This window comes from Myxococcota bacterium (genome assembly GCA_035498015.1).
GTDB lineage: Bacteria > Myxococcota_A > UBA9160 > SZUA-336 > SZUA-336 > VGRW01.
This window is the reverse complement of the sequence record DATKAO010000203.1, coordinates 1-18,631: the sequence shown is the minus strand read 5'-3', so window position 1 is coordinate 18,631 and position 18,631 is coordinate 1. Positions and strand designations below refer to the sequence as shown.

Below are 18,631 nucleotides of genomic sequence, written 5' to 3'. Positions count from 1 at the left end.
AGCTCGATCAGCCGGGGGAAGACGTACTTCTGGTAGAAGCCCACGGCTCCCAGGCTAGCACCCGGGCGGCTCTCTACGCTGCGCGCAACGCCGTCAACGCGCGACCTGGTTCCGGCCGGCGCGCTTGGCGCGGTAGAGCGCTTCGTCGGCGATCTGCAGCAGGTGGTCGGGAGTCCGCAGGCCCGCGTGCCACTCGGCGACGCCGATCGAGATCGTGGTCGAGACGCGCACGCCGTCGCGGATGAACTCGCAGCCCGCGACCCGCGTGCGGATGCGCTCCGCGACCGTCTCCGTGGCCGGGAGACCCTGTGAGTCGATGAAGGCGATGAACTCGTCGCCGCCGTAGCGGCAGGCGCGGCCCAGCGGCGCGATCTCCTGCAGGATGATCTTGCCGACCTCGCCGATGCACAGCGAGCCCATCTGGTGCCCGCGCACGTCGTTGATGGACTTCAGCCCGTCGAGGTCCATCATCAGGAGACACAGCGAGCCGCTCGTGCGCTGCGCGGTCTCGAACGCGCGCGACAGCTCGAGGTCGAAGGCGCGCTTCACCAACAGCCCCGTGAGCGCATCCACGTTCATCAGCGTGTCGACGCGGTCGTGGAAGCGCTCCTCGATCGCGTCGTGCAGCGAGAAGCGCAGGACCGTCTCGCCCAGGAAGATCTTGTCCCCCTCGGCGAGTGACCGTTCGGCGACTTTCTCGCCGTTCAGGAACGTGCCGTTGCGGCTGCCTAGGTCCACGACCTGGAATCCCCCGGCGCCGTCGGATTCCACCGAGCAGTGTCGCGCCGAGACCGCCGGATCGACGAGCACCAGGCCCGCTACGCTCGGGTCGCGGCCGATCACGACGCCCGCGGCGGGCAGCGCGTGGCGCTTCCCGATGTCCGCACCCGCCACGACCACGAGCCCCGGCGCGCGCCGCACGCCCAGCGTGTCGTCCACGGGCAAGGCGATGCGCGCGACCGTCTGGCTCTTCGGGTCAGTCAAGGCGCGCCCCTCCGCGCTCGTGTCATCGACACGAGGACGTCGGGGGCTTTACTTCATCCAGACGCCCGAGGCGTCGCTGCGGTAGCCCAGCGTCCGGTAAGTCGCGTCCACCAGCGACTGACCCCGCGGGTTCAGCAGGATCGAGGCGCCCATCTGGTTCATGGAGTAGCCGAACGAGAGACCTTCCACCGGGTCGGCGAAGCCGATGCTGCCGCCGGCGCCGACGTGGCCGAAGGCTGCGTTCGACAGCACCACCGAGTCGCGGTCGCCGCGCGCGCGGCGCCGATTGTCCATCGACTTCATGAAGCCCAGCGCGAAGCGCGTCGGGATGAGCAGCGTGGCGTCGCGGTTCGTGGCCATGGAGACCTGGCCCATGCGGCTGAGTGACTCGGGGTCGACGAGCTTCAGCTTGCCCAGCGACCCGCCGCAGGCGAGCGGCGCGTAGATCCCGGCCAGGCCGCGCGCGTTCGAGATCCCGCCGCCTCCGCCGATCTCGGCCGCGTGACACTCGCGCGAGTTGGGATCGAAGCCGCCGCCGTTCAGCAGCGAGAGCGCGGAGATCGACTGCGGGTCCGCCATGAGCGTCTGCGTGAACTCGCTGACCGGGTCACCCGGGCCCGGCAGGAACATGCGCATGGGCGCGATGCGCGGCTCGACCGACTCGGGCGTGCCGATCCAGAAGTCCACGCCCAGCGGGCCGGCGATCTCGTCGCGGAAGAACGTGCCCAGTGACTTCCCCGAGACCCGCCGGACCAGCTCGCCGACGGTCCAGCCGAAGTTCAGCATGTGGTAGCCGTTGCGGATGCCGGGCTCCCAGAACGGGGCCTCCGCCGCGAGCATCTCGACCATGTAGCTCCAGTCGGTGCAGCCGCCGTGACGCACCGGGGTCTTGAACGCGGGCAGGCCGACGGAGTGGTCGAGCATCATGCGCACCGTGGCGCGCTCCTTGCCGTTGCGCGCGAACTCGGGCCAGTACTCGGCGACCGGCGCCTCCAGGTCGAGCAGCCCGCGGCTGGCCAGCACGTGCGCGCAGATCGCGACCGCGCCCTTGGTGCACGAGAACACGATCGACACGGTGTCTCGCTGCCACGGCAGGTTGCGGGCCGGATCGGCCGATCCGCCCCACAGGTCGAGCACCGTGCGGCCTTCGAGCGTGGCGCAGAGCGACGCCCCGACCTCGCCGCGCGCGCTGAAGTTCTTCTCGAACTCGGCGGCCACGGGGAGAAAGCGCGCGTCGCAGGTACCCTGGATCTTGCCGTTCGGAATGTCTCGCTGGATGGTCTCCATGTGGCGAGCATACCGGAGATCCCGGAGCGCGTGCGGCGCGAGATCCTCGCGGGCGAGGCCACGCCCGAGCGCCACGCCGCGCTGCTCGAGTCGCTGGGCTTCGCGCGCGCGCTCGAGCTCGTGCAGGCGCGCGCCCCGCTCGGCCTGGCCCGTGACTCGCTGCGCGTGGTCGCCTGGAACGCCCAGCGCTGCCGCGAGCCGGCGCGCGCCGCCGAGTTCCTGCGGGCCTCGGGTGCCGACGCGTTCCTGCTGTCGGAGCTCGACGTGGGCATGGCGCGCTCGGGCCAGGTGCACGCGCCGCGCGAGCTCGCGGGGCGGCTGGGCTGCTCGGCCGCCTTCGCGGTCGAGTTCCTGGAGCTCGGCCTGGGCGACGCCGAGGAGCAGCGCGCGTGCGCCGGCGGCCGGAACCAGGTGGGCTACCACGGCGGCGCGGTGCTCGCGCGCACCGAGCTCGTGGCCCCCGAAGTGACTCGCCTCGAGCCCGGCGGCCGCTGGTTCGACGGCCGCCGGGGCGAGCGGCGCGTGGGCACGCGCATCGCCGTGCTGTGCCGGATCGCGCTCGGCGCGCGCCAGCTCGCGCTGGCCAGCGTGCACCTCGAGAGTCACTCCGACCCGGCCGAGCGCGCCGCGCAGCTCGCGGTCGTGTTCGACCGCCTCGAGCAGGCCGCGCCGGGCCTGCCCGCGCTGGTCGGCGGCGACGTCAACACGCACTCACTCGGCCGCGCCGAGCTCGAGGACCCCGACGCCTTGCGCGCGGCGCTGGCGCGCGACCCGAGCCGACTCACCGACCCGGTCGCGCACGAGCCGCTGTTCGCGCTGGCCGAGGCGCGCGGCTTCGCGTGGCGCGCCGCGAACCTGCGCCCGGCCCCGACCTACAAGCGCGGCGGACGCGGCGCGCTGCAGCTCGACTGGTTCTTCGCGCGCGGCCTCGAGCTGTCGGAGCCCGCGGTCCTGCCCAGCGACGACCTCTCGGACCACGACGCGGTCGCCCTGTCGGTCCGCCTGCCCTAGGCGAACTTGACGCCACCATCTTCGAGCGGAAGCGACCGGATGCGCTTGCCCGTGAGCGCGAAGACCGCGTTGGCCAGGGCGGGCGCGACCAGCGGCACGCCGACTTCGCCCATCCCCCCGGGAGGGTCGCCGCTCGGCATGAGAACGACCTCGGTGCGCGGCATCTCGGCCATGCGTGGGATCGGGAACGAGTCGTAGCTCGACTGCTCGACCCGGCCATGCTTCACGGTCACCTTGCTGCGCACGGCGTTGATGAGCCCACTCACTGCGCCGCTCTCGAGCTGCGCCACGATCTGGTCGGGGTGCACCGCGATGCCCGGGTCGACGGCGTAGGTGAGCTTCTCGAGCTTCAGCTTGTTCGCCGTGCCCGAGACCTCGGCCACGAGCGCGACGTGCGTCTCGTAGCACTGCATCGACGCGATGCCGAAGGCCCGACCGGGGCCGGCCTCGGTCGAGAATCCCGACTCTTTCACGGCGCGCAGCAGCACCGCCTTCTGCCGTGGCTGCGACGACAGGAGCTCCGCGCGGAAGTCGACCGGGCTGCGGCCCGCCGTGTGCGCGAGCTCGTCGACGAAGCTCTCGATCGCGAACGCGTTCAGCGCATTGCTCACCGAGCGCCAGTAGCCCACGCGGATGCCCACCTCGCGAATCACCGTGCGCAGCTCGAGATTCGGGATGTCGTAGGTGAAGTCCACCAAGCCCTCGGTCATGAAGCCGTCCTTCCCGTCTTTCACGGCGCCGGGGAAGGCGCGCTGCGTGATCGAGGGCGAGATCATCGTGAGCGTCAACGCCGACAGCTTGCCCCCGTCCAGCACCGCGCGCATGCGGTGCAGGCTCGGCGGCCGGTAGAAGTCGTGAGTCACGTCGTCCTCCCGGCTGTAGATGGTCTTCACCGGTACGCCAGGGAGCTGCTTCGCGATCGCGACCGCCTGGCCGATGAAGTCCACGTCGAGCCGGCGTCCGAAGCCACCGCCGATGAACTGCGGGTGGATGCGCACGCGCTCGGCCTCCACGCCGGCGGCCTGCGCGGCGATCGACCTCGCGCCCTGCGGAAACTGCGTGCTCGTCCACACGTCGACGCCGTCGCCCGAGACGCGCGCGAGACAGTTCGGCGGCTCGAGCGACACGTGCGCGAGCATCTGTGACTGGTACCAGAGCTGGATCGGCTGCGAGCGGCTGAAGACTTCGGCGGGATCGCCGGCCTGCCGGATGAGCGCTCCCGCCTCGTCCTTTGCCGCTTCCAGCGCCGCGTAGATCGCCGCAGTGTCGAGCTTCGCGGCCGGACCCTCGTCCCAGGTGATCTTGACGTCGGCGAGCGCGAGGCGCGCCGTCCAGTAGTGATCCGCGATCACGGCCACGCCTTCGCCGATGTCGACGACCTTGCGCACACCGGGCCGGCTCTGCACGCCGCCGGCGTCGAACGACGCGACCTTGCCGCCCAGCACGGGACACTGCGCGAGCGCCGCGTGCACCATGCCCGGCTGCTGCACGTCGATGCCGAACAGCGTGCGGCCGCGCGCCTTGTCGGCAGCGTCGAGCCTGGGGAGCGCCGTGCCGATCACGGAGAAGTCACTCGCCGACTTCAGCGGGACCTCGCGGGGAACCGGCTGACCGGCCGCCTCTGCCGCGAGCTCGCCGTAGGCGTACGACTTGTCGCCGTGGACGACCGTTCCGTTCTCCGCCCGGCACTCCGCCGCCGGAACCTTCCAGCGCCCTGCCGCCGCGGCGACCAGCATCGTCCGCGCCGTCGCGCCCGCCCGGCGCAGCGGCAGCCACGCGTCGCGGATGCTCGTGCTGCCGCCGGTGATCTGTGCGCCCATGAGCTTGTTCAGATACACGGGGTCGGGCGGAGCCTCGGCGACGCTGACTCGCTGCGGCGAGACCGCCAGCTCCTCGGCGAGCAGCATGGCGAGCGAGGTGTGCACGTCCTGACCCATCTCGTTGCGATGACTCACCAGCGTGATCCCGCCATCCGTTCCGATCGTGATCCATGCATTCGGGCGGAATGGACCGGCGGGCTCCGCGGCCGAGCCCAGGCGCACGCCGAGCATCAGCCCGCCGCCGGCGACCGCAGACACCTTCAGGAACTCGCGTCGCGACCAGCCCACGGCGGCGCTCATGTCTTCGTCGCCAGCCGGGCCGCGGCGTCGTGAATCGCCTTGCGGATCCGCTGGTAGGTTCCGCAGCGGCACAGATTGCGCTGCATGGCCGTGTCGATGTCGGCGTCGCTCGGCTTCGGTCTCTTCGTGAGAAGCGCGGTGGCGGCCATGACCTGGCCCACCTGGCAGTAGCCGCATTGCGGCACCTGGATCTCGTCCCAGGCCGCCTGTACGGCTTCGGCGACCCGACCCGAGAGACCCTCGATGGTCGTGACGGAGTGCCCGCCGAGCGCGACGAGTGGGAGCTTGCACGAGAACACCGCCGCCCCGTCCACGTGCACGGTGCACGCGCGGCACAGGCCCTTGCCACAGCCGAACTTCGTGCCCGTCAGCCCGAGATTGTCGCGCAGCACCCACAAGACGGGCGTGGTCGGTGGCGCTTCGACGGTCACGGTCTTTCCGTTGAGCTGGAATGTGGTCATGTCTTCCCCTCGAGCGACTGACTGCACGAACCGTTCCGGCCCCTCGAGCCCCCTCTTCGCGAAGATCGCGTCGCTCTCTGCCGACCCCCCGTCGCCGGCTGCCGACCTTTCGGCACGACTCGACGGCGCGGTCGCGCCCTCGGTTCGCCCGGCCTAGCTGGTGAAGAAGCTCGCGAACCCGTTCTCCGCCTCGGCGAGACACTCGCGGCGGTAGACGCCAGCGCCCCCGAAATGGAACAGCGTCACGTGCGGCTTGCCCGGGATGTTGTCGCCCAGGAACCAGGACCGGCCCTTCGACAGCACGGTGGCGTTCACGAGCCGGTCGACGTGCTTGCGCCAGGCCTCCACGGCCTCGGGCTTGGGCTCGAGCGTGGTGAGCCGGTTCGCGCGCAAGTGCTGAATGGCGCGACCGATCCAGTCGACCATGCCGTCGATCACCACCGGAATGTTCGCGAACGGGCTCTGGGGACCCAAGACCATGAACAGGTTCGGGAAGCCATCGACCATGATGCCCAGATGCGTGCGCGGTCCGTCGCGCCACTTGTCCGCGATCGTGACTCCGCCGCGGCCGCGCACGTCCATCTTCGTGAGCGTGCCGGTCACCGCGTCGAACCCGGTGGCGAACACGATCAGGTCGGCCTCGAACTCGCGCGTGGCGGTGCGCACGCCGCGCTCCGTGAGCTCGGTGATCGGGTCGTCCTTCACGTCGACCAGCGCGACGTTCGGGCGGTTGAAGGTCTCGTAGTAGAAGTGACCGAGCGGGGGCCGCTTCGCGGTGAGGGGATAGTCTTTCGGGCACAACAGCTCGGCGGTCGCCGGGTCCTTCACGATCGTGCGGATCTTGTTGCGAATGAATTCCGCCGCGACCTCGTTCGACCGGTCGTCGATGAAGATGTCGTCGAAGGTCTCGAAGATGAAGCGGAAGCCGCCGGTCTCCCAGCCGCGCTCGAGGATGCGCTGGTGCTCCTCGGGAGTCACGTCGGCAATCGTGCGACCCGCCGGGTCCATGGCGAAGCCGAAGAAGTGCTCGCGCGCCTGCGCCCAGATGGCGTCGTAGTCGCGGCGGATCGCGTCGCGCTCCTCGTCGGTGAGCGGCCCGTTGCGCGCGGGCAGCACGTAGTTCGGCGTGCGCTGCAACACCATCAGGTGTCGGGCAGTCTGAGCGATGATCGGGATCGCCTGGATCGCGGTCGCGCCGGTGCCGATCACGACCACGCGCTTGCCGGCGAAGCTCACGCGCTCCTTCGGCCAGCGGCCCGTGACGTACCACTCACCCTTGAACTTCTCGATGCCGGGCCAGGGCGGCACGTACGGCGTCGAGAGCACGCCGACCGCGGTCACGAGATACCGACACGTCCAGAGGCCGCCCCGGTCGTCGCGCACGGTCCAGCGCTGCGCGCTCTCGTCCCACGCCGCCGACTCGACTTTGGTGTCGAACGCGATGTCTCGGCGCATGTCGAAGCGCTCGGCGACGTGCCGAAGGTACGCGAGCGCCTCCGGCTGCGGCGGGAAGCGCTCGCTCCAGCTCCACTCGTCCTGCAGCTCCTTCGAGAACGAGTACGCGTACACCCAGCTCTCGGAGTCGGTGCGCGCGCCGGGGTAGCGGTTCCAGTACCACGTGCCGCCCACGTCGGACCCCGCCTCGAACACCTGGGTAGAGAGGCCGAGCTCGCGCAGCTCGTGCAGCGCCCGCAACCCAGCGAAGCCGGCCCCGATCACAATCGCGTCGAAGTGCTGCATCGGGGCTCCTTGTAACGGCGCTCTCGCGGGCGTATGGAAGTATGACGCGGAGGAGGACGACGTGTCGCAAGCCGAGCTCGACCGGTTGATCGGAAGGATCCAGAAGGAGTTCTCGACCTGGGGAGCCGACGCGACGGTGCCCTTCATGCGCGAGAGCTGGGAGCGGCTGTTCACGGACATCCGCGAGCGCGCCCCGGTGAAGCAGACGAACGTGAGCGCGGGCGGCGTTCCCGCCGAGTGGCTCGACGCCCCGCAGGCGCGCGCCGATCGCGCGGTGCTGTATCTGCACGGCGGCGGCTACGTGCTCGGCTCCGTCGGCTCGCACCGCGACATGATCGCGCGGCTGTCGGCGGCCGCGGGCGCGCGCGCGCTCGGCCTGAACTACCGGCTCGCGCCCGAGCACCCGTTCCCGGGCGCGGTCGACGACGCGCTCGCTGCCTACCGGTTCCTGCTCGACCAGGGCCTTCTGCCGGAGCGCATCGCGATCGCGGGTGACTCGGCGGGCGGCGGACTCACGGCCGCCACGCTGGTCGCGATCCGCGAGCGCGGCCTGCCGCGGCCCGCGGCCGGGGTCCTCCTGTCACCCTGGGTCGACCTCGAGGGTCTCGGTGAGTCGATGAACGGCGGCGTCGCCGACGATCCGATGGTGGGCAAGGACCTGGTCGCCGTGATGGGGACCGCGTATCTCGCAGGACAGAGCCCGCGCACGCCGCTGGCCGCGCCGCTCCACGCCAGCCTGCGCGGCCTGCCGCCGCTCTTCATCCAGGTCGGCCGGCGCGAGGTGTTGCTCGACGACGCGCTGCGGCTCGCGCAGAAAGCCCAGCGCGAGGGCGTGGAAGTCACTCTCGAGGTCTGGCCCGGCATGATCCACGTGTGGCAGATCTTCGCCAGCGACCTGGAGGAGGCGCGCGAAGCGGTGACCCGCATCGGCGACTATCTGAAGAAGCGGTTCGGGTGACGGCGGACCGGTTCGCGGAGATCCGCGAGCGCTTCGCCGCGGAAGAGCGGGCGAACCGGGTCCCACGCACGGCGGCCGACCTGCCTCGGACCTACGAGTCGATCACGCCCGAGTGGCTCGGCGCCGTTCTGTGCGCCGGCCACCCCGGCGCCCACGTGCTGTCGTTCGAGCTGGGCCCGCCGGACGAGGGAACCTCGAGCCGACGGCGCATCACCCGGATCGAGTACGACGCGACCGGCCGTGCGGCGGGGTTGCCGTCGAGTGTGTTTTGCAAGGGCTCGCTCGCGCTCGCCAACCGCTACATCCTGGCCCTGAACGGCGGCATCGAGGCCGAGGTCACGTTCTACTCCCGCGTCCGCCCGAAGCTCGCGATCGAGGCGCCGCGCGCGCTGCACGCGCGCTTCGATCCGCGCTCGTTCAACTCGATCATCGTCATGGAGGACATGACCGACCAGGTGAAGTTCCTGCGCTGCGACGACACGCTGACCCGCGCGCGTGCCGAGAGCCAGCTGCGTCTGCTCGCGACCGTGCACGGCGCGTACTATCAGAGCGCCGAGCTCGAGCGCTCACTCGCGCCGTTCCGCACCTGGGAGGAGTTCTTCACCGTCACCGCCGAGGAGGCGGGCTTCCGCGACTCGTGCGCGCGCGGCTTCCGCGCCGCTCGCGAAGTGATTCCCGAGAGGCTGTACAAGCGCGAGGCCGAGGTATGGCCCGCCACGTTGGCGTGCGTGGCCCGCCACTCCGAGATGCCTCGCGGGCTGATCCACTCCGACGTCCACCTGGGGAACTGGTACCTCGCGCCGTCCGGCGAGCTGGGCGTGCAAGACTGGCAGTGCACCAGCCGCGGCAACTGGAGCCGCGACGTCGCCTACGCGCTCTCGACCTCGCTCACCACCGAGGACCGGCGCGCTTGGGAGCGGGACCTCTTGCGCTCGTATCTCGAGCTGCTGGCCGAGGCCTCGAATGGCCGCGCCCGGGTGCCGTTCGAAGACGCCTTCCGCTGCTACCGGCAGCAGCTGTTCGCGGCGCTGGCGTGGTGGACCGGCACGCTGGGCCAGCCACCAGAGGCGCCGGCGATGCAGCCGCCCGCGGTGTCGCTCACCTTCATCGGCCGCATGGCGCGCGCGATCGACGACCTGGACGCGCTCGACGCCTAGTCCGCTGGCACGCTCGGTTCGCCCCGCATGGGGTGATAGAGTGGCCGCGTGACCCTGGAGAACGTCGACCTCTTCAGCGCCAAGACCTTCGAGAACGGGCCGCCGCACGCCTTCTTCGCGCGGCTGCGCGCGCAGCCGGGCCTGCACTGGAACCCGGGCCGGCCCGGGCGCGAGCTGATTCCCGGCCGGCCCGAGCCCTTCCAGCAGGGCTTCTGGGTCGTGAGCCGCTACGCCGACGTGGTCGAGGTCTCTCGCGACCACGAGCGTTTCTCGTCGGGACGCGCCAGCGCGCTGAACGCCGACCTGCGGCCCGAGGAGCTGGCTCTCTTCCAGCAGCAGCTCCTGCACATGGACCCGCCGCGCCACACCAAGCTGCGCAAGCTCGTGAATCGCGGCTTCACGCCGCGCATGATCGGCCGGCTCGAGTCACGCGTGCGCGACCACGCGCGCGAGATCGTGGACAAGGTCGCGCGCAAGGGCGAGTGCGACTTCGTGACTGCCATCGCGGCCGAGCTGCCGCTCTTGGTGATCGCCGAGCTCCTGGGCGTGCCGGTCGAGGACCGCTGGAAGCTCTTCCACTGGAGCAACCGCATGGTCGGCGCCGAGGACCCGGAGTACGGCTCGCCGGTCGACGCCCAGCTCGCCGCGATGGAGCTGTTCCAGTACGCGAGCTGGCTCGCCGACCGGCGCCGCGCCGAGCCGCTGGAGGACATCGTCTCCACGCTCGTGCACGCCGACGTCGACGGCGAGAAGCTCGGCGGCCTGGACTTCAACATGTTCTTCTTCCTGCTGGTCGTGGCCGGGAACGAGACCACGCGCAACGCGATCTCGGGCGGCATGGAGGCGCTGTGTCGGTTCCCCGCCGAGCGCGAGAGACTCCTGGCGCGGCCCGAGCTGCTCGACACAGCGGTCGACGAGATCGTGCGCTGGGTATCTCCCGTCATGCAGTTCCGACGCACCGCCACGCGTGACAGCGAGCTCGCCGGCCAGACCATCCGCGAGGGCGAGAAGGTGGTCATCTACTACGGCTCGGCCAACCGCGACGAGCGCGCGTTCGCCGACGCCGGCCGTTTCGACCTGGCGCGCGATCCCAACCCGCACCTGGGCTTCGGCATCGGGGTGCACTTCTGTCTGGGCGCATCGCTCGCGCGCATGGAGATGCGGCTCATGTTCGAAGAGCTCCTGCGGCGCGTGCCCGACCTCGAGCTCGCGGGCCCCGTGACTCACCTGCAGTCGAACTTCATCAACGGGCGGAAGACCATGCCCGTGCGGTTCACGCCGGAGGGCTGAGCCCTGCGCTGGGTGGCGCTCGCGCTGGTGCTGCTGGTCGGAGGCTGCGCCGGGTTCGCGGGCTGGCTCGGCGCCTTCTCCCGGGTGGCGATCGCCGAGCGCCCGATCGGGCCCTACACGTTCGCCTACCGCGAGCTGCCCAACGCCAACCCCGCCGACGTGGGGCGAGTCACGGACCAGCTCGTGGCGGAGCTCTCCGCCGCGGGCGCGAAGGGACTGCGGCCGCTCGGCGTCTACAAGCCCGATGGCTCGGCGCAGATCGGCGTGGCGGTCGGCGAGGGCGACGAGAAGGTCGCGGCGCTGGGCGACGTGAAGCTGCGCAAGCTCGAGGCCGAGCACGGCATGGTGGCCGAGTTCCCGTTCCGCATGCCGCTCTCGTTCGTGGTCTCCTATCTGCGCGTGAACCCCGCCTTCGAGCGCTACCGCGAGGCGCAGGGCTACGAGATCGAGCCCGCCTGGGTGCTGCTGGACGGCCGCACCATCGTCAACATGATGCCGATCGAACGGAGGGCGACGCCGTGAGTGATGGAGTCGAAGAGGTCCGCGGACGCGAAGTCACGATCCGGTTCGCCGCGAAGAAGTGCATCCACTCGCGCAACTGCGTGCTCGGCCGGCCCGACGTGTTCGTGCCCAACGTGAAGGGCGAGTGGATCCACCCCGACCGTGCCACGATCGGCGAGGTGACTCACCTGGCGCTCACCTGCCCCTCGGGCGCGATCAGCTTCACGCGCAACGACGGCGCCCCCGGCGAGCCCGCGCCGGTGGTGAACACGGTGCACGTGCGCGAGAACGGCCCGCTCGCGCTGCACGCGCCGCTGTCGATCGCCGGTGTCGACGCCGGCTACCGCGCCACGCTGTGCCGCTGCGGCGCCTCGGCGAACAAGCCCTACTGCGACGGGAGTCACAACCGGGTCGGCTTCAGCGCGAGCGGCGAGCCCGCGACGAAAGACTCCGAGGCGCTGCCGGTGCGCAACGGCCCGCTCACCGTGACTCCCGCGCCCAACGGCCCGCTGCGCGTGCAGGGCCCGCTCGAGATCGTGACCGGCACGGGCCGCACGATCCTGCGCACCAGCGAGACCTACCTGTGCCGCTGCGGCGGCTCGGCGAACAAGCCCTACTGCGACGGCACGCACAAGCGGAACGGCTTCGTGGGCTAGACCTCGCGGCGCTGCGACGCGCGCGCGCGGGTCGCTAGATCCGCGTCGTGCGCAGCCGCTGCTCGAGCGCGGCGAGCTCCTGCGCGAGCTCGCGCGGCAGACGGTCGCCGAAGGCGGCGTAGTGACTCCGGATCATCGGGATCTCCTCCAGCCAGCCGCCGACGTCGACGCCCAAAAGGACCGCCAGGTCCTCGGGGTCGAGGTCGAGGCCCTCGGTGTCGAGCTCGGACTCGCTCGGCAGGATGCCGATCGGTGTCTCGACGCCCTTCACCTCGCCCTCGCAGCGCTCGAAGACCCACTTCAACACGCGGCTGTTCTCGCCGTAGCCCGGCCACAGGAACTCGCCGTTCGGGCCCTTCCGGAACCAGTTGACCCAGAAGATCTTGGGCAGCTTCGCGCCGGCGCGCTGGCCGATGCGCAGCCAGTGACTCCAGTAGTCGGCCATGTTGTAGCCGCAGAACGGCAGCATGGCCATCGGATCGCGGCGCAGCTCGCCGATCGTGCCGGCCGCGGCCGCGGTCTTCTCGCTGCCGATGATCGAGCCGAAGAACGTGCCCTGCGCCCAGTCACGCGCCTCGTTGACCAGCGGCACCACGGTCGCGCGGCGGCCGCCGAACAGGATCGCGCTGATCGGCACGCCCGCCGGGTCCTGCCACTCCGGGGCGATCACGGGGCACTGCGACGCAGGCGCGGTGAAGCGCGCGTTGGGGTGCGCGGCGGGCGTCTTGCTGCCCGGCGTCCAGGGGTTGCCGCGCCAGTCGGTGAGCCGCGCGGGCGGCTCGGGAGTCATGTCCTCCCACCACACGTCGCCGTCCTCGGTGCGCGCGCAGTTGGTGAACACGGTGTTCGAGGCCACGGTGCGCATGGCGTTCGGGTTCGACTTGTCACTCGTGCCCGGCGCCACGCCGAAGAAACCGGCCTCGGGGTTGATCGCGTACAGCCGGCCGTCTTTGTGGAACTTCATCCAGGCGATGTCGTCGCCGATGCACTCGACCTTCCAGCCGGGCACCGTGGGCTGCATCATCGCCAGGTTGGTCTTGCCGCACGCGCTCGGGAACGCCGCCGCCACGTAGCGCGCGCGGCCTTCCGGCGAAGTCACCTTCAGAATCAGCATGTGCTCGGCGAGCCAGCCCTCGTCGCGCGCCATCACCGAGGCGATGCGCAGCGCGAAGCACTTCTTGCCCAGGAGCGCGTTTCCGCCGTAGCCCGAGCCGTACGACCAGATCTCGCGCGTCTCGGGGAAGTGCACGATGTACTTCTGCTGCGAGTCACAGGGCCAGGCCACGTCTTTCTGGCCGGGCTGGAGCGGCGCGCCCACCGAGTGCAGGCAGGGCACGAACCTGCCGTGCTCGCCCAGGACCTCGAGCGCGCCCGCGCCCATGCGCGTCATGGTGCGCATGCTCGCGACCACGTACGGTGAGTCGGTGAGCTGCACGCCGATGTGAGCGATCGGGGAGCCGAGCGGGCCCATCGAGAACGGCACCACGTACATGGTGCGGCCGCGCATGGCGCCGTCGAACAGGCCGCGCAGCGTGCGGCGCATCTCGGCCGGGTCGCGCCAGTTGTTGTTGGGGCCCGCGTCGTCCGGCTTCTCGGAGCAGATGAAGGTGCGGTCCTCGACCCGCGCGACGTCGCCCGGATCGGAGCGGACCAGGTAGCTGTTGGGGCGAAGCTTCGGATTCAGGGGCTCGGCGGTCCCGCTGGCCACCAGGAGCGCCAGCATCTCGTCGAACTCGGCCTGCGAGCCATCGCAGAGCCGGACGCGCTCCGGCTTACAGAGCGCGGCCATCTCCTCGATCCATGCGTGCAGGGCGCGGTTCGTCATTCCGAGTCCTTTCCTCTTCGCTCTTCGACCGGGGGGCATCCAGATCGGCTTGGGGGCTCTGCTTTGGAACGGCGCGGTCCGTGTCGCAAAGCCTGTGCCGGAGGTCACAGACGCGCGGACACCGGGCTGGCCCTCCCGGAGGAAGGAGAGTGTAAATCGCCACCCCGAAGTAGGTGAAGCACGGGTTTCTCCTGCCGGTCGCTTGCCGGTGGCGCACGCGCAGCTTTTGGTTGCAGGCGGCTCAGAGACCCTTTTCGAGGGCGGCGCGCAGGGCGGGCGGCAAGGGCGCCGCCCGGCCGGTCCGGTCCATCGCGACCACCACGATCTTGCCGGTGATGGCCACCTGGCCGGCCAGATTGCGGATCTCGTAGGCGTAACTCGCCGAGCTGTTACCCACGTGGGCGACGCGCGCGCTGCACGTGATCTCGTCCTGGAACGAGAGGCCGAGCTTGTAGTCGGCCTCGACGTGCACACGCGGCAGGCCGAACTCGGGGTTGCCCACCCAAGTGAGTCCGCCCATGAGCCGCCGCATCAGCCCGTGCTCGGCGACCTCGAAGTAGCGCAGCGCGGCCGTGTAGTGGATGCGCCCGCTGGCATCGGTGTCCACCCAGCTCACGCGCAGCTTCTCTTCGTGTACGACCGGCACCTCCGGAAGTCTGAACGGGCCGCGTGATAGCCTGCAAGTCGATGAGCGAGATCCAGCACCGCACGATCCAGACCAACGGCATCCAGCTGCACATCGCCGAGGCGGGCTCCGGCCCGCTCGTGCTGCTCTGTCACGGCTGGCCCGAGTCGTGGTACTCCTGGCGCCACCAGCTTCCGGCGCTCGCGGCCGCCGGCTACCACGCGGTCGCGCCCGACATGCGCGGCTACGGGCGCAGTGACTCCCCGGCCGAGATCGACCGCTTCACGGTCTTCCACCTGATCGGCGACATGACCGGCCTGTGCGACGCCCTGGGCGCGCGCCAGGCGGTGATCGTGGGCCACGACTGGGGCTCGATCGTGGCCTGGAACGCGGCGCTCGTGCGCCCCGACCGCTTCCGCGGCGTGGTCGGCATCTCGGTTCCGTTCTTCCCGCGCGGGCCGATGCCGCCGACGCAGATGTTCAAAGCGCTCGCCGGGGACAACTTCATGTACATCCTCTACTTCCAGGAGCCCGGGAAAGCCGAGCGCGAGCTCGAGCGCGACCCGCGCCGCACCATGCGCATGCTGCTGTACAGCGCGTCGGGTCAGCTGCCCGACATGCCCCTGCGCCAGGTGCCGAAGACCGCCGGCTTCCTCGACGCCATGTTCGAGCCGCCCGGACCCTCGCCCTGGCTCAGTGACTCGGACCTCGACTTCTACGCGGGCGAGTTCGCGCGCACCGGCTTTCGCGGTGGCCTGAACTGGTACCGGAACTTCGACCGCAACTGGGAGCTGCTCGCGCCGTTTGCGGACGCGAAGGTCACCGTGCCCTCACACTTCATCGGCGGACTGCGCGACTTCGTCGTGACCGGACCCGAGCGCAAGGGTCCCGGCCCCGGCGTGCAGATGCTGCCCGCCTTCTGCAGCGACCTGCGCGGCACGACCCTGCTCGAAGGCGCCGGTCACTGGACCCAGCAGGAAGATCCCGAGGGCACGAACCGGGCGCTCTTCGACTTCCTGAAGGGCCTCGGCTAGCCCAGCAGCGCCCGGACGCGCGCCAGCAACGGCGCGCCGGCACGGGCGAGCTCGACGGCGTTCGGCACCACCCAGTCGGCGTGGGCGCGGCTCGGCTCCACGAAGGCGTCGTGCATGGGGCGCACGGTGGCCTCGAACTGGGCGCGCACGGAGTCCGGGCTGCGGCCGCGCTCGGCCACGTCGCGCGCCAGGCGGCGCTCGAGCCGGAGACCCTCGGGCGCATCGACGAACACCCGCAGGTCGAAGCAGGCGCGCAGCTCCGCGTCCGCCAGTGCGAGGATGCCGTCCACCACGACCAGCGCTCGGGGCTCGGCGCGCCAGGTCGTTTCCGAACGCCGGTGCCGCGCGAAGTCGTACATCGGCACCTCGACCGCCTGGCCGCCGCGCAGCGCGCGCAGGTGGGCGACCAGGAGCTCCGTCTCCAGCGCCTCCGGGTGGTCGAAGTTGCGCGCCGCGAGCTCGTCGAAGGGGAGCCCCGCGAGGTCGCGGTAGTAGGAATCCTGGGCGATGCGCAGCACGCGCTCCGGGCCGAGCGCGTCGGCCAGGACCGCGGCCAGCGCGCTCTTCCCGGCGCCGCTCCCGCCGGCCAGTGCCACGCAGACCGGGCGCCGCATGGCGCGGATTTTGTCCGTGAAGCGCCGGGCCGACAAGGCTAGACTCCGCCACCCCCAAGCGAAGGAATCCCGTCCATGACTCATGCTTCCCTGCTCCGCAATGCGGGCGTCGCCGCGCTGCTCGCCGCCACTCTGGCGTGCGGCTCCCGCGACGCGAGCAAGGGCGGCGCTGCCGCCTCCGCCGCCGGGGGCGACAACTCGGTGGTCGCCAAGCTGAACGGCAAGGACATCACCGGCTCCGAGCTCGAGACCTACATCAAGGACGACCTGTACAAGCGCGAGGTCACCGACAAGAACGCGAGCGAAGCCTACGAGGCGCGCTCGCAGGCGATCGAATCGCTGATCGACGAGAAGCTGCTCGGCGACGCCGCCGCCAAGGCCGGCAAGTCGCCCGACGACTACATGACCGAGCGCATCAAGGCCCTGCCGGTGACCGACGACGAGGTCAAGGCGTTCTTCGACGACAACCGCCAGCGCCTGCCGGCCGACGCCTCGCTCGAGGCCTTCTCCGCGCGCATCCGCCAGCACCTCGAGTCACAGCGCCCCGACAAGGTGCGCGCCGACCTGCGCAAGAACGCGCAGGTGGCCGTGCTCATGCAGCCGCCGCGCATCAACGTCGACGCGACCGGCCCCTCGCGCGGGCCCGCCGACGCGGCGGTCACCGTGATCGAGTTCAGCGACTACCAGTGCCCCTTCTGCAAGCGCGCCGAGCCGACCGTGCTCGAGCTCCTGAAGAAGTACCCGACCCAGGTGCGGCTGGTGTACCGCCACATGCCGCTCGACGGCCTGCACCCGCGGGCGCGCGCGGCCGCGATCGCCGCGGTCTGCGCCGAGCAGCAGGGCAAGTTCTGGGAGTACCACGATCTGTTGTTCGCGAACCAGCAGGCGTTGGGCGATGCCGACCTCGAGAAGTACGCCACCGACCTGGGGCTCGATGCGGGCAAGTTCAAGACCTGCCGCCAGGACCCGGCCAGCGAGACACGCGTCAACGTCGACGCGGTCGCCGCGCGCCAGGCGGGACTCACGGGCACCCCGGCGTTCTTCGTGAACGGGATCCTGATCTCGGGCGCGCGCCCGATCGAGGACTTCACGCGCTGGATCGACCAGGAGCTGGCCGACAAGGGCGGAGCGCCCAAGCCGCCGGCTTCGTGACCGTGGGCCGCGTGGGCACGCGGCCCACGCTCCGTCAGGCCCGAGGGAAGCAGGCCACCAGCGCGCGCATCCACTCGCGCAGGCCGGGGCCGTGCTCGGCGGTCGACTCACCGAGCCGCACCGCGACCACGTCGCGCGCCGGCGCCACGAACAGGTACTGCCCGGCGTAGCCGTTCGCCGAAAACGTGCCCTCGCCGCCCGGCTGCAGCCACCAGTGCGCGCCGTACTCCTGGCCCTCGTGCGCGGAGCCCGGAGTGAGTCGCCGCGCGTGCGCCACCCAGCCCTCGGGCAGCACGCGCTCGCCGTGCCACACGCCGTCGCGCAGATACAGGTAGCCGAAGCGCGCGTAGTCGCGGGCGCTCGCGAACACGAACGACGAGCCGATCCAGGTGCCGGCGGCGTCGCAGCGCGCGCTGGCGCTGGCCATGCCCAGGCGCGCGAACAGCTCGCGCCGCAGGAACTCCTGGACCGCGGGGCCGCCGCCGGCGATCGCGCGGCCGGCGATCGCAGACAGGAGGTTGCTCGTGCCACTCGAGTAGTTCCAGACCGTTCCGGGCCGGTGCTCCAGCGGGAAGTGCGCGGCGAAGTCCGCGACGTCGTCCTTGCCCGACCCGAACAGCATCTCGATCACGTCGGAGCGCTGCGCGTCCACGTAGTCCTCGCGCCAGAAGAGACCGCTCGACATGCGCAGCAGGTGTTCGAGCGTGATCGCGCCGCGCGCGTCGCCGCGCGCGCGCCACTGCGGCACGTCGGCGCGCGCACCGGTCGCGAGCTTGCCGTCGCGCACCAGGATCCCGACCAGCGCGTGCAGGAAGCTCTTCGCGATCGACCACGAGAGCAGCGTGGAGTCGGGCCCGTGGCCGGGGCCGTAGCGCTCGTGCACGAGCAGGCCGCGCCAGATCACCGCCAGCGCGTGGGTCTGCCCCAGCGCGTCGAGCCCCCCGGGCTCGCGGAAGCCCGGGGGCGGCGCGCCGGGCAGCCAGTCGGTCGAAGGCCAGCCGCTCATGCGGACCCCGCCTTGCCGCGAGCGAGCTTCTCGATCTCGGTGCGCAGCAGCGCCACCTCCTGCGCCAGATTCTTGATCGAGAGACTCGCGCGCGAGAGCCGCACCGCGTAGTTCAGGCAGATCGCCACCAGGAACAGCTCACCCAGGAAGAACATGGTCGAGCTCGGCGTCCAGGCGCCGATGGCGCGCGTGAGCATGCGCAGGCCGTCG

General features: G+C 70.9%; 18 protein-coding genes. 8 read left to right on the top strand and 10 right to left on the bottom strand.

Translation table 11 applies throughout. The features are described from left to right. Window positions 1-93: 93 nt before the first annotated feature. Both VMR86_18120 and VMR86_18115 read right to left on the bottom strand, forming a co-directional pair. On the bottom strand, window positions 94-984 hold the full coding sequence (locus VMR86_18120) for a GGDEF domain-containing protein (GenBank protein ID HTO08971.1): 891 nt from the start codon (window positions 982-984) through the stop codon (window positions 94-96). 48 nt (window positions 985-1,032) lie between these two features. Next, entirely contained in the window at window positions 1,033-2,271 is a 1,239-nt protein-coding gene (locus tag VMR86_18115) for a serine hydrolase domain-containing protein (GenBank protein ID HTO08970.1), read from the bottom strand. On the opposite strand from VMR86_18115, the gene VMR86_18110 reads away from it, so the two are divergent. Beyond that, the gene (locus VMR86_18110; GenBank protein ID HTO08969.1) at window positions 2,272-3,282 is read left to right on the top strand and encodes an endonuclease/exonuclease/phosphatase family protein; all 1,011 of its coding nucleotides are present in this window, start codon (window positions 2,272-2,274) and stop codon (window positions 3,280-3,282) included. It begins immediately after the preceding gene. Here the strand turns inward: VMR86_18110 and VMR86_18105 are convergent. The 3 genes from VMR86_18105 to VMR86_18095 all read right to left on the bottom strand — a co-directional run bounded on the left by VMR86_18105 (window position 3,279) and on the right by VMR86_18095 (window position 7,603). After that, window positions 3,279-5,402, bottom strand: a complete 2,124-nt coding sequence (locus VMR86_18105; protein HTO08968.1) for a molybdopterin cofactor-binding domain-containing protein — start codon at window positions 5,400-5,402, stop codon at window positions 3,279-3,281. The genes VMR86_18110 and VMR86_18105 overlap by 4 nt on opposite strands. Beyond that, entirely contained in the window at window positions 5,399-5,863 is a 465-nt protein-coding gene (locus VMR86_18100) for a (2Fe-2S)-binding protein (GenBank protein HTO08967.1), read from the bottom strand. The genes VMR86_18105 and VMR86_18100 overlap by 4 nt, the downstream gene beginning before the upstream one ends. Before the next feature lie 153 nt (window positions 5,864-6,016). Further along, window positions 6,017-7,603 (bottom strand): NAD(P)/FAD-dependent oxidoreductase, encoded by a 1,587-nt coding sequence (locus tag VMR86_18095; protein HTO08966.1) that lies wholly within the window; start codon window positions 7,601-7,603, stop codon window positions 6,017-6,019. 61 nt (window positions 7,604-7,664) lie between these two features. Here VMR86_18095 and VMR86_18090 point away from each other — a divergent pair, with 61 nt between their 5' ends. The 5 genes from VMR86_18090 to VMR86_18070 are packed head-to-tail and all read left to right on the top strand — an operon-like array spanning window position 7,665 to window position 12,165. Beyond that, complete coding sequence (locus VMR86_18090) at window positions 7,665-8,561, top strand: alpha/beta hydrolase (protein ID HTO08965.1); 897 nt, start codon at window positions 7,665-7,667, stop codon at window positions 8,559-8,561. After that, window positions 8,558-9,718, top strand: a complete 1,161-nt coding sequence (locus VMR86_18085; GenBank protein HTO08964.1) for a phosphotransferase — start codon at window positions 8,558-8,560, stop codon at window positions 9,716-9,718. The genes VMR86_18090 and VMR86_18085 overlap by 4 nt, the downstream gene beginning before the upstream one ends. Window positions 9,719-9,766: 48 nt before the next feature. Beyond that, complete coding sequence (locus tag VMR86_18080) at window positions 9,767-11,008, top strand: cytochrome P450 (GenBank protein HTO08963.1); 1,242 nt, start codon at window positions 9,767-9,769, stop codon at window positions 11,006-11,008. A gap of 12 nt (window positions 11,009-11,020) precedes the next feature. Further along, a complete protein-coding gene (locus tag VMR86_18075; GenBank protein HTO08962.1) occupies window positions 11,021-11,530 on the top strand; it encodes a hypothetical protein in 510 nt (169 codons plus the stop codon). After that, on the top strand, window positions 11,527-12,165 hold the full coding sequence (locus VMR86_18070; protein ID HTO08961.1) for a CDGSH iron-sulfur domain-containing protein: 639 nt from the start codon (window positions 11,527-11,529) through the stop codon (window positions 12,163-12,165). The genes VMR86_18075 and VMR86_18070 overlap by 4 nt, the downstream gene beginning before the upstream one ends. 34 nt (window positions 12,166-12,199) lie before the next feature. Here the strand turns inward: VMR86_18070 and VMR86_18065 are convergent, their stop codons facing one another. After that, window positions 12,200-13,990 carry a phosphoenolpyruvate carboxykinase (GTP) gene (locus tag VMR86_18065; GenBank protein ID HTO08960.1) on the bottom strand — a complete coding sequence of 597 codons (1,791 nt, stop codon included), beginning with the start codon at window positions 13,988-13,990 and terminating at the stop codon, window positions 12,200-12,202. 241 nt (window positions 13,991-14,231) lie between these two features. After that, window positions 14,232-14,636 (bottom strand): thioesterase family protein, encoded by a 405-nt coding sequence (locus VMR86_18060; GenBank protein ID HTO08959.1) that lies wholly within the window; start codon window positions 14,634-14,636, stop codon window positions 14,232-14,234. A gap of 41 nt (window positions 14,637-14,677) precedes the next feature. On the opposite strand from VMR86_18060, the gene VMR86_18055 reads away from it, so the two are divergent. Beyond that, a complete protein-coding gene (locus VMR86_18055) occupies window positions 14,678-15,649 on the top strand; it encodes an alpha/beta hydrolase (protein HTO08958.1) in 972 nt (323 codons plus the stop codon). Here VMR86_18055 and udk read toward each other — a convergent pair. After that, the gene (gene udk / locus VMR86_18050) at window positions 15,646-16,263 is read right to left on the bottom strand and encodes a uridine kinase (protein ID HTO08957.1); all 618 of its coding nucleotides are present in this window, start codon (window positions 16,261-16,263) and stop codon (window positions 15,646-15,648) included. The genes VMR86_18055 and udk overlap by 4 nt on opposite strands. Window positions 16,264-16,338: 75 nt before the next feature. On the opposite strand from udk, the gene VMR86_18045 reads away from it, so the two are divergent. After that, the gene (locus tag VMR86_18045; protein HTO08956.1) at window positions 16,339-17,415 is read left to right on the top strand and encodes a thioredoxin domain-containing protein; all 1,077 of its coding nucleotides are present in this window, start codon (window positions 16,339-16,341) and stop codon (window positions 17,413-17,415) included. Window positions 17,416-17,449: 34 nt separating this feature from the next. On the opposite strand, the gene VMR86_18040 is transcribed toward VMR86_18045, so the two are convergent. Together VMR86_18040 and VMR86_18035 are read right to left on the bottom strand one after the other, a co-directional pair. Then, window positions 17,450-18,421, bottom strand: a complete 972-nt coding sequence (locus tag VMR86_18040; GenBank protein ID HTO08955.1) for a serine hydrolase — start codon at window positions 18,419-18,421, stop codon at window positions 17,450-17,452. Then, on the bottom strand, window positions 18,418-18,631 hold a 214-nt coding region (locus VMR86_18035), incomplete at its 5' end, for a DUF2304 domain-containing protein (protein ID HTO08954.1). The genes VMR86_18035 and VMR86_18040, both read right to left, overlap by 4 nt.